The following is a 14,829-nucleotide window of genomic DNA, read 5'->3' as shown; positions in this document are numbered from 1 at the left end:
ACGCGTGGGCGCAGATGACATTCCCTTCTCCCGGCGGGAGAAGGTGCCCGAAGGGCGGATGAGGGTGGATGGAAGACACGACACGTGAGCACCTACCCTCACGCCAACCCCTGTCCCGTCGGCAGAGGGGCTTCAAGCTCAGGGCACGGCGACCGGATAGGAACCCAGCACCTTGATCTCAGCCGAGTGGGCCTTGAGTTCGGCCAGTGCGGCCTGCATCGCCTCGTCCTCGATGTGACCGGCCAGGTCGATGAAGAAACCGTATTCCCACTTGGCCTGGTGCGACGGACGCGACTCGATGCGGTTCATGCTGATGCCGTGGCGCGCGAACGGGCTGAGCACGTCGAACAGCGCACCAGGCTTGTCATGGATGAACACCAGCACCGAGGTGCGGTCGTGGCCGGAGCTGGGGAAGATGTTGCGGCCCACCACCAGGAAGCGGGTGGTGTTGTCGGCATCGTTCTGGATCGGCTTGGTCACGACCTTCTTCAGGCCATAGACGTGGCCCGCACTCTCGCCACCAATGGCCGCGGCATCGTCGGCATTGCGCGCACGACGCGCGCCTTCGGCGTTGCTGGATACCGGAATCTTCTCGGCCTTGGGCAGGTTGGCGCGCAACCACGCCGAGGTCTGCATGAACGACTGCGGGTGCGCGTAGATGCGCTCGATGTCGTCGATGCGGCCACTGCGCGACATCAGGTACTGCTGCACGCGCAGCTCGACTTCACCGCAGATCTTGAGGTTGGACGTGAGGAACATATCCAGCGTGATCTGGATGGTGCCCTGCCCGGAATTCTCCACCGGCACCACGCCGAAATCGGCGTTGCCAGCTTCCACTTCCTGGAACACTTCCTCGATGCTGGCCATCGGCAGGCCCAGCGCCGACCGGCCGAAATGCTTGAGCACGGCCTGCTGGCTGAAGGTGCCTTCCGGGCCGAGATAGCCGATCTTCAGCGGCTCCTGCTGGGCCAGGCAGGCCGACATGATCTCGCGGAACACATGCACCAGCACTTCGTCGCTGAGCGGGCCTTCGTTGCGGTCCACCACCATGCGCAGCACCTGCGCTTCGCGCTCGGGGCGGTAGTAGTCCACGGCGGCGGCAAGCTTGCCCTTGGCCTTGCCGACCTGGTGGGCAAACTGTGCACGCTCGGCGATCAGGGCCTGGATGCTGCGGTCAATATGGTCGATCTTGGCGCGCACATCGGCCAATACCGGCTTGGCCACCGTCACGGCGGCTTGTTTGCCGACAACCTTCTTTACCGGTGCGGGCTTTGCCTTGCTGGCGGTCTTGGGTGGCTTGGATGCCATCGGTTCTTCTACCTGTTGCAGGCCGGCGCCAGGCGCACGGCGAAAAAAATTGGATCAGCCGTTGCGCTTCTGGAAGTCGGCCATGAACGCGACCAGCGCCTGCGCCGCTTCCAGCGGCACTGCGTTGTACAGCGAGGCGCGAATACCGCCGACCGCCTTGTGGCCTTTCAGTGCCAACAGCCCAGCCTTCTTGGCCTCGCTGACGAAGCGCGCGTCGAGCTCTTCGCTGGCCAGGAAGAACGGAATGTTCATGCGCGAGCGCACCGCAGCGGCCACGTCATTGCGATAGAAACCGCCTGAGCCGTCGATGGCGTCGTACACCAGCGCCGACTTGGCCTGGCTCAACTTGGCAAACGCTTCCACGCCGCCCTGGGCCAGCATCCACTTGAACATCAGCCCGGCCATGTACCAGTTCCAGGTCGGCGGCGTGTTGAGCATCGAATCGCGGGCAGCATGCGATCGGTAATCAAAGATGTCCGCACGCGGCTGGCCGGCACGCTCCAGCAGATCGCGACGAATGATGACCACGGCAATCCCGACCGGGCCCAGGTTCTTCTGCGCACCGGCGTAGATCACGCCGTAACGGGAAACATCAATCGGTTCGGAGGCAATCGACGAACTGAAATCGGCAACCAGCGGCACGTTGCCGACGTCCGGCATGTCACGGAACTCGATGCCGTGGATGGTTTCGTTGGCGGTCACGTGCACATAGGCCGCGTCCCTGGACAAACGCCATTGCGATACCGGCGGAATGTCACGGAAACCACCAGCCCCGCCATCGGCGGCAATGTTCACATCGACATAGGGCTTGGCCTGCCTGACTGCGGTCTTGCCCCAGTGGCCGGTCACCACGTAGTCAACGCGCTGGCCCGGGCTGGCAAAGTTCAGCGGGACCAGCGCCTGCTGGGTGGTCGCACCACCGCCGAGGAACAGCACCGCGTAGTCGTCGGGAATGCCAACAAGGGTGCGCAGGTCGGCCTCGGCCTGGGCAGCGACGGCCATGAAATCAGCGCTTCGGTGACTGATTTCGACAATGGACGCGCCCACGCCATTCCATTCCAACATTTCCGCCTGCGCCTGACGCAGGACCTCTTCCGGCAATGCTGCGGGGCCGGCACTGAAATTGAATGCGCGCGTCATGACACACCTTCTGGGCAGAACCCCTAGTATGCCGCAGCGCAGCAGCCTTGGGACACGCAAGAAAAGTTGCATCTGCACCCATTCGACCTTGCCCGACGTAGGGCTGGGCCGCGCCCACTTGGCTTGACCGGGAATGCCCCCAGCGCAGCAGGGCTGCGCTCTACGGAGGGCTCAGCGGGCGCCGAACAGCAGCAGGACGCTGATCGCCCCGCCCAGCAGCAAGGCACTGAGCAGCAACCACGGCCAACGGCGCGGCGGCACCTGCGTGGCGGCCGGTGCCCCGGCCGGCTCGTCGGCCATTCCAGGCTCGTCGGCAACCACGGCCTGCGCTGCCACGCCCTGCCCCAACGGCATTTCGAGTACGAAGCGGTGATTGCCTTCAAACACCACCTGGTCGCCGGCCTGCAACCAGCAGTGGCGGGTGGCCACGCCATTGACCACGGTGCCCTCGGTCGAGCCCTGGTCGCGCAGCAGCACCTTCTCCCCATGCCGCTCGAAACTGGCATGGCGGCCGGCGAAGGTCGGGTCGTCGATGACGATGTCGTTGGCGGCATCGCTGCCGATGCTGCGGGCCTTGTCCAGCGTGTAGCAGCGCCCGTGATGACGCCCACCCACGCCGCGCAGCAGCACCCGCTGGTCGTCGCCGGCCTCGGCTGGCGGCTGCGGCGGTTGCGCCACGTGCTCGCAGTCACCGCGCAGCAACATCTCCGCGCCATCGGCATAGACCGAATCGCCGGCCCGCAGCAGCGCCATGCGCCGCACCGGGCGGCCGTTGACGTGGATGCCGCGCACGCCGTTGGCCACCTGCAGCCACACCCCGCGCTGGTCCATGCAGAATTGGGCCAGCAACAAGGGCCCGACACTGCCATCGCCCAGCCGTACCTGGCCCGAAGCGTGGCGCACGATGCGTTGAACGCCGGCCGTCAGGGACTGGTCGGGCTGTTGACGATTGCTGAAGTGGACTTGCAGATTGCGCACGCCGGCAGACTAGCAGGTCAGCCTTCGCGGCAGAAGGTGTACGCAGGGCTTGGACTGCGCCGCGCCGGCCCGCACAATGCCGCACCCATCGGCAACGCACGTAGTACAGGAACACATCATGTCCAGCATCGACATCCGCCACGCCCACGCCCTGCCCGACGACAAGGCGCGCGATGCCATCACCGAAGTTGCCGAGAAGCTGCGCGAGCGTTTCGACGTGAGCACCCGCTGGGAAGGCCAGATGCTGCACTTCACCCGCTCCGGCGTGGAAGGTGCCATCGAACTGCTGCCCGGTGCAGTGCGGGTGAAGGCCGAACTTGGCTTCCTGCTGTCGGCAATGAAGGGAATGGTGGAATCCGAAATTCAACGTGTGCTGACTGAAAAACTGGGCTGAACCGGCATCCATCACGCGGCGCTGGCACGCGCCCGGCTACGGTGTTCCTGAGCTTTGGTTTAGCTGATCAGGAGCACCGCAATGAAGACCCACGAACGCCCCCCCGAAAGCGACAACAGCGGCCCTCGCCTGCAGGATCAGGCCGAGCGCATCGGTCGCAGGATGAGCCACTCTGCACAGCAGGTCTGGCTCGCCGGGCTGGGCGCGCTGGCGCGTGCACAGAACGAAGGCAGCCGCCTGTTCGAATCACTGGTAAAGGAAGGCGAGCACGCCGAAGAACGTTCCCGTGAGGAATCCACGGAGGGCGCGAGCCTGCGCGACACAGTCGAGAGCACCCTGGGCCAGGCACGCGACCGTGCTGCCGGCACCTGGGACCGGGTCGAGAAGAGTTTCGAGGACCGCGTGCATCGGGTGCTGCGGCGCATGGACATCCCCAGCCGCGCCGATATCGAAGCCCTGAACAGCCGCCTTGATGCACTCAACCGGCGTTTGACCCGCGCTGAAAGCCGCGCCTCGCACGGCAATTCGTCACCTGAAGAACATTGATGTTGCAAAGCAGCAAAAGCTGCGCAAGAATCCCCCTACCCGCCAGCAGTACCGCGCCGTTTGTCTCCCTCCCCTCACGGCTCCGGATGGCGGGTTTTTCATGTCCGGCGTTCAGTGCCGGCTCTGGATTCAGCCCCCTTTGCGAACTTCTCGCTCGTTGTGACGAGCCGATACCGTGCGGGCGTTTGGAAGCCCGGCAACAACTGACGCGACAGCCCCTCGCCGGAACTTCCCTGCCACGAATGGGGAAGAGCCGGCTGCGCGAGCGGCTCGGGCAGGTGTGGGCTTGGACGTTGCCCCTCCCGCGCTTGGCCGCGTGTTGGCTGCAACGTGCGCATCGCGTCCAGGCATTGGACAATGTGTTCCGGCGCCAACCGCCCGCGACAGCGCTTCAAAGGAACCATGATGAGCCTCCCCCCGCAGGACACCCCCACCCGCCACGATCAGCACGGCCGCTACCCGCGCGCCGAGAGCGTGGGGGATTTCGCCCACAACCTGGCCGTGGTCAACGAGCGCATCGCCGCCGCCTGCCGCAAGGCCGGGCGCGATACCGCCAGCGTGCGCCTGTTGCCGGTCAGCAAGACCATCGACGAGGCACGCATCCGCCTGGCCTACCAGGCCGGTTGCCGCATGCTGGGTGAGAACAAAGTGCAGGAAGCGCACCACAAGTGGGAGGCCATGGCTGACCTCGGCGATCTTCGCTGGTCGGTGATCGGCCACCTGCAGACCAACAAGGCCAAGCTGGTCGCACGCTTCGCCAGCGAGTTCCAGGCGCTGGACAGCCTGCGCCTTGCCGAAACGCTGGACCGCAGGCTGCAGCTGGAAGGACGCCCGCTGGATGTGTTCGTGCAGGTCAACACCTCCGAGGAGGACAGCAAGTACGGCCTGTCCCCGGCCGACGTGCCGGCCTTCATCAAGGCGATGCCGCAGTTCAGCGCGCTGCGCGTGCGCGGGCTGATGACGCTGGCGTTGTTCTCGGCCGAGACCGAGCGGGTCCGTGCCTGCTTCGTGCGCCTGCGCGAGTTGCAGCAACGCCTGCGCCAGGATGCACCCGACGGCATCGGCCTGGACGAGCTGTCGATGGGCATGTCCGGTGATTTTGAAATCGCCATCGAGGAAGGCGCCACCGTCGTGCGCGTGGGCCAGGCCATCTTTGGCGCCCGTGCGCTACCGGATAGTCATTACTGGCCCGGTCTGCCAACGCAGGATTGAGACTGCCCGCACACACCGGAACGTAAGAGCGATGGTTCGGTGATGGCAAAACACGGATAAACTCACTTTTCGTCTGCACTGTCTCAGGTTGATCGATGTTTTCCTGGATCCTGTCGCTGGTACTTGCTCTTCTGCTATGGAGCCTGGCTACGGCCTATCTGTGGATCATTCAACGCAGGGACACTGAAATCCGCCACGGCCTGGCAGCACTGGCGGGCATGCGCTGGCGCGAGTTTTCCCAGATCGTGCGTCAAGCCATGGCCGATCAGCGTGGCCTGCTCACGCCGGTCGAGCTGGAAGATCCCGAGCGCGGCACCAGCAGTGACTTCCTGCTGCACAAGGACGGCCAGCGCTGCCTGGTGTCCTGCAAGCACGGCCGGGCCTACCGCTTCGATGCCAACGCGCTGAGTGAGCTGGGCACTGCCATGCGCCTGACCGGCGCCAGCAGCGGCGTACTGATCACCGAAGGCCTGGTCGACCGTGACGGACTGACCGAGGCCAGCAAGCATTCCATCGAAGTCATCGACGAACGCCGGCTCTGGCAGTTGCTCAAGCCGCACGTTTCAGAAGAGATGCGCGAAACCGTGGTTGGCATCGCGCGCCGTGAGGCCGTCCGCCACACCGGTATCGCCGGCCTGGCCGCGTTGACGATCGGCCTGCTGGCCGGCATGGGCTACCTGACCCTGCGCAGCGAGGACAGCGCTGCCGCCACGGAAGTCGCAACGCCCTTGCCACCCACTGCGCCACAACCGCACACCGCGGTCGCAGCGACTCCCAAAGCATCTCCCACTGCCAGCACAACGGCCGAAACCGGCAATCTGATCGCCGACCCGGACCCGGAAACGCTGTTGCGTTACCAGAACGCGGTCTCCAAGGCCTTGGCCCGCACGCCCGGAGTGGTCAGCGGAATCTGGCTGACCCGCTCCACACTGCTGGTCGAACGCAGCGGCGACGACACTGCGATCTGGCCCCTGATCTGCCAGGAACTGGAGCGCTACCCGTCGTTGCGGACGGTGCGTGTGCAGATCAATCCCCGCCCCGGCGTGGAAGAGCCCGTGCGCTGGCGGCAGTGCCGCACGTTCTGAGGCCTTGCCGGCTTCGCGGCACAAGCCGCTGCTGCAACACGCCACTCGGCATCTTCCTGCGAAAAGCAACATCTGCCGCCAAGTACATGGCAGCAGATGCGTCACGTCGTTGCTGATCCTGCAATCACGATCCGCGCGGTGATTTCGGCGGCGCAGGCTTCGCGGTCATGGCCGCTCCTGCAATGCGCTGCGCTTCAGCGCGAGCCCGGGGCGAAGCGGGCGATCAGATCGTAGGCGTCGCCAAGGAACTTCTGCCGAACCCAGGTGATGGGCTGTTCGCCGCGCCAGGTCTGGCGGTCGATCACCAGGCAGGCGGTGCCGACCGGGACTTTCAGCAACGCCGCTTCTTCGGCATTGACCGCCACGGCGCTGATGCGGTGCTCGCCGCGTGTCCAGGACACGTTCTGCAACAGCCAGCTGCCGGGTGCGTGGATGGAAAAATCCACCTTCAATGTTTCCGGTACCGATTCGGGGTTGATCAGTCGGCGCTCAATCGCCAGCGGTTTGCCGTCGGCTAGGTGCAGGCAACGCATCGCCAGCAATTTGCCGTCGCCGACCAGATCCACTTCCTCCACCACGCCGGGTTTGGCCTTGCGGTGCGCATGTTCCAGCAGCTGGAAGCCATACACGTGACCACGCTCGGTCACCGCGACGTTGATGTCGGGAATTTCCAACGCCACCTGCTCCAGGTGCGGTGGTTGCCGGGCGACGAACGAGCCGGCGCGACGGCGGCGCTCGATCATGCCGCTCTCGGCCAGCGCGGTGAGCACCTTGTTGACCGTCATGCGCGAACAGTCGTACTGCGCCATCAGTTCGTGCTCGAACGGGATGCGGTAACCCGGCTCCCATTCGCCACTGAGGATGCGGCTTTCGATGTTGCTGCGGATGCGTTGGTTGAGGGTGGGAGCCTTCTTGCTCTTCACTCGGAATTCCTGGGAGGGGCAGCGCGGTGGCTTCAGGCCAGTATCCGGCCAAGGGCAGCGCGGTAGCGTGCTGCGATTGCCGCGCGGTTCACGTGGCGGCCATCGCGAACCAGTTCGCGACCATTGCGCCAGACGCTGCGGAGTGCGCCATTACGTGCGGCGAACAGCCAGCTGTCAAGCAAGGCATCGCCTTCGCGGCCATGCAACGAAGGATGATCCAGATCCAGTTCCAGCAGATCGGCCGGTGCGCCGACGGCAAGGCCCGAGCGTTCGCCCAGCACCTGTGCGGCACCCTCGCCCGCCTGCTGATAGAGCCAGCGGCCGGTGGAAAGCGCGCCCGGCGACAGCACGTTGCGACCGCGCATGGACAGGCGCTGACCGTATTCCAGCAGGCGCAGTTCTTCGGCCGCGTCGATCAATACGTTCGAATCGGAACCCACGCCGAAGCGACCACCAGCTTCCACGAATGCGCGCATCGGGAACAGCCCGTCGCCAAGATTGGCCTCGGTGATCGGGCACAGGCCCACGACCGCGCCGCTATCAGCCATCAGCCGTACTTCGTCCGGGCTGACGTGCGTGGCATGGACCAGGCACCAGCGCTGATCAACCGGCACATTCGCATACAGCCATTCCACCGGGCGCTGGCCGCTCCAGGCCAGGCAGGCGTCGACTTCGCGGGTCTGCTCGGCGATATGGATGTGGATCGGGCCCGGTGCCATTGCCGTCAACGCGGCCAGTTCCTCGGGGGTGCAGGCGCGCAGGCTGTGTGGCGCTAGGCCCAGCACTGCATCCGGCGTAGCGGCCAGCGCCTTGCGGCAGCTGCCCAGCAATGCAGCAAAGCCATCGATGTCGTGCAGGAAACGCCGTTGCCCTGGCGTGGGAGCGGCACCGCCAAAATCGCTGTGCGCATAGAACACCGGCAACAAGGTCAGGCCCAGCCCGGTTTCAGCGGCGGCAGCGGCAACGCGGCCCGCCATCTCGGCAGGATCGGCGTAACGGCTGCCGTCGGGCGCGTGATGCAGATAGTGGAATTCACCAACGCGGGTGAAGCCGCTTTCCAGCATCTCCATGTAGGCCTGCGCGGCGATGGCCTGGAAATCGTCCGGGTCCAGACGGTCCAAGAAGCGGTACATCAGCTCGCGCCAGCTCCAGAAGCTGTCGCCCGAACGCCCGCCCACTTCGGTCAGCCCGGCCATCGCCCGCTGGAACGCGTGGCTGTGCAGGTTGCCCAGCCCGGCCACGACCGTGCCCAAGGGCTGATCGCCGGCTTCACGTGCCGCATCCACGGTCACCGCACTGATGCGGCCGTCCACGCTGTCGATGCGCACATCCTGCGCCCAGCCGTCCGGCAGCAGCGCCCGGGCAGCGTGGAAACGAACCGATTTGCGGGTGTTGTCATGCATCACTGGACACTCTCCGTTTTCCGTCGTTATTGTATATACAAATTCACGGGAAAGCGTCCACATGCGCTGCGACACACTCTGGCACAACGCCCACCTGATGACCCTGGATGATGCCAGCGGCGGCCTGGGTATCGTCCGCGACGGCGTGGTTGCCGCCCTCGACGGCCGGATCGTCCATGTCGGCCCCGCCAGCTCCGCGCCAACGTTCGATGCAGCGCAACGCATCGACTGCCAGGGCCGCTGGATCAGCCCCGGGCTGATCGACTGCCACACCCACCTGGTCTACGCCGGCAACCGCGCTGGTGAATTCGAGCAACGCCTGCAAGGCGTGAGCTATGCCGACATCGCCCGCGCAGGCGGCGGCATCGTTTCCACCGTGCGCGCCACCCGCGCCGCCGATGAGGCCGCGCTGCTGGACGCCAGCCTGCCCCGTCTCGATGCGATGCTGGCCGAAGGCGTCACCACCATCGAGATCAAATCCGGCTACGGCCTGACCCTGGCCGACGAGCGCAAACAACTGCGCGTTGCGCGCGAGCTTGGCACGTTGCGCAAGGTCGAAGTGGTGCCAACCTTCCTCGGCGCGCACGCGGTGCCGCCGGGGCATGAGGCGCAGGCCTACATCAACGAAGTTTGCGCGGTGATGATTCCCGCCATCGCCGCCGAAGGGCTGGCCGAGGCGGTGGACATTTTCTGCGAGAACATCGCCTTCTCACCGGCACAGGCACAGCAGGTATTCGAAGCTGCCAAACAGAATGGGCTGGCAATCAAGATCCACGCCGAGCAGCTCTCCAACCAGCATGGCGCCGAACTGGCCGCGCACCACGGCGCACTGTCGGCCGACCATATCGAACATCTGGATGAAGCCGGCATTGCCGCCATGCGCGCCGCCGGTACCGTGGCGGTGTTGTTGCCGGGCGCGTTCTATTTCACCCGCGAAACCGAGCTGCCGCCGATCCAGCCGCTGCGCGATGCCGGGGTGCCGATGGCGCTGGCCACCGACAGCAATCCCGGCACCTCGCCACTGACCAGTCCGTTGCTGGCCATGAACATGGGCGCCACGCTGTTCCGCTTGACTGTGGCCGAATGCATCGCCGGCTTCACCCGCGAAGCCGCGCGCGCACTGGGGCGCAGCAATCGGGTCGGCATGCTCGCCGCCGGTATGGAATGTGACCTCGCCATCTGGGACATCGAAGCACCGGCCGATCTGGTCTACCGCATCGGCTTCAATCCCCTGCATGCCCGCGTCTGGCGCGGGCAGCCAGCCTGAAACAACGCACCACTGGAGCACACATGAGCAACACCCTCACCCTTCTCCCCGGCCATGTTCGGTTGTCGCAATGGCGGCAGATCTACCGCGGCGCCAACGTGCTGCTGGACGCATCGGCGCAGGCCGCCGTGCAGCGCAGCGCACAGGTTGTTGCCGACATCGTCGCCAAGGGCGAGCCGGTTTATGGCATCAACACCGGCTTCGGCAAGTTGGCCAGCGTACGCATCGAGCGTGAGGATCTGGAAACCCTGCAGCGCAATATCGTGCTGTCGCACGCTGCTGGCGTGGGCGAGCCGATGCCGGCCAGCGTGGTGCGGCTGATGATGGCGCTCAAGCTCACCAGCCTTGCGCAGGGTGCTTCGGGCATCCGCCCGCAGACGCTGGCGCTGCTGGAGGCGATGTTGCAGAAGGACGTGGTGCCGGTGGTGCCGTGCCAGGGTTCGGTCGGCGCCTCTGGCGACCTGGCCCCGCTGTCGCACCTGGCCAGCGTGATGATCGGCGTCGGCGAAGCCTTCGTCGGCGGCGTGCGCATGCCGGCCGAACAAGCGTTGAAGCAGACCGGACTGGAGCCGCTGGTGCTCGGTGCGAAGGAAGGCCTGGCCCTGCTCAACGGCACCCAGTACTCCACCGCCTATGCGCTTGCCGGGCTGTTCGAGATCGAGGTCGTGTTCCAGAGCGCGCTGGTGACCGGCGCGTTGTCGGTGGAAGCAGCCAAGGGCTCGGACACGCCGTTCGACCCGCGCATCCACAGCATCCGCGGCCAGCGCGGGCAGATCGCCACCGCCGCGGTGTTGGGCGAGCTGATGAAGGGCTCGGCCATCCGCGAATCGCATCGCGACAACGACGTGCGCGTGCAGGACCCGTACTGCCTGCGTTGCCAGCCGCAGGTGATGGGCGCGGCGCTGGATGTGATGCGTCAAGCGGCCACCACACTCGAAATTGAAGCCAATGGTGTCTCCGACAACCCGTTGGTGTTCACCGATACCGGTGAGGCGTTGAGCGGCGGCAATTTCCACGCCGAGCCGGTGGCCTTCGCCGCCGACATGCTGGCGATGGCCATCTGCGAGATCGGTTCGATCAGCGAGCGCCGCACCGCGATGCTGGTGGACCCGGCGTTGTCCGGCCTGCCCGCATTCCTGACGCCCAAGCCCGGCTTGAACTCGGGCTTCATGATTCCGCAGGTGACGGCGGCCGCACTGGTGTCCGAGAACAAGCAGCGCGCCTATCCGGCCAGCGTGGATTCGATCCCGACCTCGGCCAACCAGGAAGACCACGTATCGATGGCTGCGCATGGTGCGCGTCGCCTGATCGCGATGGCCGAGAACGCGGCCAACGTCATCGGCATCGAGCTGCTGGCCGCCGGCCAGGGTTGCGACTTCCACGCGCCGCTGCGTTCGAGCAGCGCACTGGAGGGCGTCCGCGCCACGCTACGCGCGCAGGTGCCGACGCTGGAGGACGACCGCTACTTCCATCCGGACATGGTCCTGGCCACCGAACTGGTGCGCAGCGGCGCGCTGCTGGCGGGCCTGGGCGTGCAGTTGCCGGGCGTGGATGTGGCTGGCAACTGACCTGACGGCATGTGGCATTGGCTGCACATGGGTGGTTCTTTGCGCTTTCGCTTCGCCGCGAAGAGCCGCCCTCATCTGCGCGCCGGGCATCTCGCTCCGCGCCCCGGCCCAGCGCAACGCGCTGGGCGTTCAGCCATGCACGAGCCAATGGCTCGTAGACCGCATGTCTTCACCCCGCCTGCGGGAGAAGAGACGGCATCGGCTTTCCGCGCGGTGTCTGACATAGCCGTGCGGCCAGCGCTCGCGGCAAACCCTTCCCTTCTCCCGCAAGCGGGAGAAGGTGGCGCGCAGCGCCGGATGAGGGCGCTTTTCAGCTTCACTGCAAAAAGCTCCCCTCATCGGCCATTCGGGCCCCTTCTCCCGCACGCGGGAGAAGAGATAACGCACTCCCACACGCTTCACCGTTCTGCCCTGCCCTTTGGAGTCCACCATGACCCACTCGCCTGACTGGCTGCAGATTCACCGCGGCGATGCCCCGTTGATCGTCAGCTTCCCGCACACCGGCACCGAGTTGCCCGACGAACTCGTCGGTCACTTCGTCTCGCCGTGGCTGGCCCGTCGCGATACCGACTGGTGGGTGCATGAGCTGTATGCGTTCGCAGCCCAGGAGCTCGGCGCGACCACCGTGCGCACCGCCGTTTCCCGTTCGGTGATCGACGTCAATCGCGATCCGTCCGGCGCATCTTTGTACCCCGGCCAGAACACCACCGGCCTGTGCCCGACCACCACCTTCGACAACCAGCCGCTGTACCGCGACGGCCATGCGCCGGACGATGCAGAAATCCAGCGCCGTCGGCAGACCTGGTTCGATCCGTATCACGCCGCGCTGAGTGAGGAAATCGCCCGCTTGCGCGAACAGCACGATACGGTCGTTGTCTACGACGCGCACTCGATCCGCTCGCTGATCCCGCATCTGTTCGAGGGCGAACTGCCGCAGTTCAACATTGGCAGCGCTGGCCCCAGCGGGGCACCGGATACCTCCTGCGACAACGCCCTCACCGACGTGGTGGAAAACCTCTGCGCGATGAGTGGGCTGGGCCACGTCCGCAATGGCCGCTTCAAGGGCGGTTGGATCACCCGCCATTACAGCGACACCGCCGGTGGCGTGCACACCCTGCAGATGGAACTGGGCTGCCGTGGCTACATGCACGAGCCCGCCCCCAGCGATGTGGACGAACACAGCTGGCCCACGCCTTACAACCCCGATCACGCCACACCGGTGCGCAACACCTTGCAACAGGTACTTCGCGCCTGCCTCGATTTTGCTTCCCGGAGAAATGCATGACCCGTCACGATCCCACCCGCAGCCCGCGCGCACCGCGCGGCAACACGCTCAACTGCAAGTCCTGGCAGACCGAGGCACCGTTCCGCATGTTGCAGAACAACCTCGATGCCGAAGTGGCTGAAGACCCGACCTCGCTGGTGGTCTACGGCGGCATCGGCCGCGCCGCGCGTGACTGGGAGAGCTACGACAAGATTCTGGAAACCCTCAAGCGCCTGGACGACAACCAGACCCTGCTGGTGCAGTCGGGCAAGCCGGTCGGCGTGTTCCCCACCCATCCCGACGCACCGCGCGTGCTGATCGCCAACTCCAATCTGGTGCCGCACTGGGCCAACTGGGAGCACTTCAACGAGCTCGATAAGAAGGGCTTGATGATGTACGGGCAGATGACCGCCGGCAGCTGGATCTACATCGGCAGCCAGGGCATCGTGCAGGGCACCTACGAAACCTTCGTGGAGATGGGCCGCCAGCATTACGGCGGCAGCCTGACCGGCAAGTGGATCCTCACCGCCGGCCTCGGCGGCATGGGTGGCGCGCAGCCGCTGGCTGCCTCGCTGGCCGGCGCCAGCAGCCTGACCATCGAATGCCGCCAGAGCAGCATCGATTTCCGCCTGCGCACCCGCTACGTGGACGAACAGGCCAACGACATCGACGACGCGCTGGCGCGCATCGCCAAGTACACCGCCAGCGGTGAAGCCAAGTCGATCGCCCTGCTTGGCAATGCGGCTGAAATCCTGCCGGAACTGGTGCGCCGTGGCGTGCGTCCGGACTGCGTCACCGACCAGACCAGCGCCCATGACCCGGTGCACGGCTACCTGCCGATCGGCTGGACCGTGGAGCAATGGCTGGCCGAACAGCAGGCCAACCCGGAAAAGGTACGCGATGCGGCCAAGGCCGCCATGCGCGTGCATGTGGAAGCGATGCTGGCCTTCCATGCGGCTGGCATCCCGACCGTGGATTACGGCAACAACATCCGTCAGATGGCCTTCGATGAAGGTTTGAAGAATGCGTTCGACTTCCCGGGCTTCGTGCCGGCTTACGTGCGCCCGCTGTTCTGCCGTGGCATCGGCCCGTTCCGCTGGGTGGCACTGAGCGGCGACCCGGAAGACATCTACAAGACCGACGCCAAGGTGAAGGAGATCATTGCTGACGATCCCAACCTGCACCGCTGGCTGGACATGGCGCGCGAGCGCATCGCCTTCCAGGGCCTGCCGGCGCGCATCTGCTGGGTCGGTCTGGGCCTGCGCCACAAGCTGGGCCTGGCCTTCAACGAAATGGTTCGCAACGGCGAGCTGAAGGCCCCGGTGGTGATCGGCCGCGATCACCTGGACAGCGGCAGCGTGGCCTCGCCCAATCGCGAGACCGAATCGATGAAGGACGGTTCGGATGCCGTTTCGGATTGGCCGCTGCTCAACGCCATGCTCAATGTCGCCGGTGGCGCGACATGGGTGAGCCTGCACCATGGCGGCGGCGTGGGCATGGGCTATTCGCAGCATTCGGGCGTGGTCATCGTCTGCGACGGCAGCGAGGCCGCTGACCAGCGCATCGCCCGCGTGCTGTGGAACGACCCCGGCACCGGCGTCATGCGCCATGCCGACGCCGGCTACGACATCGCCATCGATTGCGCGAAGGAGAAGGGCCTGGACCTGCCGGGCATCCTCGGCTGATCACGGCCGCTGTAGGAGCGGCATAAGCCGCGAAGCTGGTGGTGTTGAAGCAACAG

At 65.7% G+C, this 14,829-nt stretch carries 13 protein-coding genes; 8 read left to right on the top strand and 5 right to left on the bottom strand.

Translation table 11 applies throughout. From position 1 onward, the window contains the following. Positions 1-138 precede the first annotated feature (138 nt). The 3 genes from pheA to LR961_RS09120 all read right to left on the bottom strand — a co-directional run bounded on the left by pheA (position 139) and on the right by LR961_RS09120 (position 3,426). The gene (pheA, locus tag LR961_RS09130) at positions 139-1,308 is read right to left on the bottom strand and encodes a prephenate dehydratase (protein ID WP_232148471.1); all 1,170 of its coding nucleotides are present in this window, start codon (positions 1,306-1,308) and stop codon (positions 139-141) included. A gap of 54 nt (positions 1,309-1,362) precedes the next feature. Continuing rightward, complete coding sequence (gene serC, locus LR961_RS09125) at positions 1,363-2,448, bottom strand: 3-phosphoserine/phosphohydroxythreonine transaminase (protein ID WP_232148470.1); 1,086 nt, start codon at positions 2,446-2,448, stop codon at positions 1,363-1,365. A 171-nt stretch (positions 2,449-2,619) separates the two neighbouring features. Then, positions 2,620-3,426, bottom strand: a complete 807-nt coding sequence (locus LR961_RS09120) for an FHA domain-containing protein (protein WP_232148469.1) — start codon at positions 3,424-3,426, stop codon at positions 2,620-2,622. A 118-nt stretch (positions 3,427-3,544) separates the two neighbouring features. Between LR961_RS09120 and LR961_RS09115 the strand changes: the two genes are divergently transcribed. From LR961_RS09115 to LR961_RS09100, 4 genes are all read left to right on the top strand, one after another. Continuing rightward, positions 3,545-3,820 carry a polyhydroxyalkanoic acid system family protein gene (locus LR961_RS09115; protein WP_232148468.1) on the top strand — a complete coding sequence of 92 codons (276 nt, stop codon included), beginning with the start codon at positions 3,545-3,547 and terminating at the stop codon, positions 3,818-3,820. An 81-nt stretch (positions 3,821-3,901) separates the two neighbouring features. Further along, positions 3,902-4,366: a phasin family protein gene (locus LR961_RS09110; protein WP_232148467.1), complete on the top strand. Its 465-nt coding sequence runs from the start codon at positions 3,902-3,904 to the stop codon at positions 4,364-4,366. Positions 4,367-4,771: 405 nt separating this feature from the next. Beyond that, complete coding sequence (locus tag LR961_RS09105; protein ID WP_232148466.1) at positions 4,772-5,578, top strand: YggS family pyridoxal phosphate-dependent enzyme; 807 nt, start codon at positions 4,772-4,774, stop codon at positions 5,576-5,578. Positions 5,579-5,673: 95 nt separating this feature from the next. Continuing rightward, a complete protein-coding gene (locus tag LR961_RS09100) occupies positions 5,674-6,663 on the top strand; it encodes a restriction endonuclease (protein ID WP_232148465.1) in 990 nt (329 codons plus the stop codon). 194 nt (positions 6,664-6,857) lie between these two features. On the opposite strand, the gene hutC is transcribed toward LR961_RS09100, so the two are convergent. Together hutC and LR961_RS09090 are read right to left on the bottom strand one after the other, a co-directional pair. Further along, a complete protein-coding gene (gene hutC / locus LR961_RS09095) occupies positions 6,858-7,586 on the bottom strand; it encodes a histidine utilization repressor (protein ID WP_232148463.1) in 729 nt (242 codons plus the stop codon). A gap of 32 nt (positions 7,587-7,618) precedes the next feature. Further along, a complete protein-coding gene (locus LR961_RS09090; protein WP_232148461.1) occupies positions 7,619-8,989 on the bottom strand; it encodes a formimidoylglutamate deiminase in 1,371 nt (456 codons plus the stop codon). A gap of 61 nt (positions 8,990-9,050) precedes the next feature. Between LR961_RS09090 and hutI the strand changes: the two genes are divergently transcribed. From hutI to hutU, 4 genes are all read left to right on the top strand, one after another. Next, complete coding sequence (hutI, locus tag LR961_RS09085) at positions 9,051-10,256, top strand: imidazolonepropionase (RefSeq protein ID WP_232148459.1); 1,206 nt, start codon at positions 9,051-9,053, stop codon at positions 10,254-10,256. Between the two features lie 23 nt (positions 10,257-10,279). Then, positions 10,280-11,824, top strand: a complete 1,545-nt coding sequence (hutH, locus tag LR961_RS09080) for a histidine ammonia-lyase (protein WP_232148457.1) — start codon at positions 10,280-10,282, stop codon at positions 11,822-11,824. Between the two features lie 430 nt (positions 11,825-12,254). Next, on the top strand, positions 12,255-13,109 hold the full coding sequence (gene hutG, locus LR961_RS09075; RefSeq protein WP_232148456.1) for an N-formylglutamate deformylase: 855 nt from the start codon (positions 12,255-12,257) through the stop codon (positions 13,107-13,109). Further along, complete coding sequence (hutU, locus tag LR961_RS09070; protein WP_232148455.1) at positions 13,106-14,773, top strand: urocanate hydratase; 1,668 nt, start codon at positions 13,106-13,108, stop codon at positions 14,771-14,773. The genes hutG and hutU overlap by 4 nt, the downstream gene beginning before the upstream one ends. The last annotated feature ends 56 nt before the right edge of the window (positions 14,774-14,829 follow it).

The organism is Stenotrophomonas sp. SY1 (assembly GCF_021202945.1).
Taxonomy (GTDB): Bacteria; Pseudomonadota; Gammaproteobacteria; order Xanthomonadales; family Xanthomonadaceae; genus Stenotrophomonas.
Note: the sequence above shows the minus strand (reverse complement) of the source record. Positions and strands in the feature narration are given on the sequence as shown.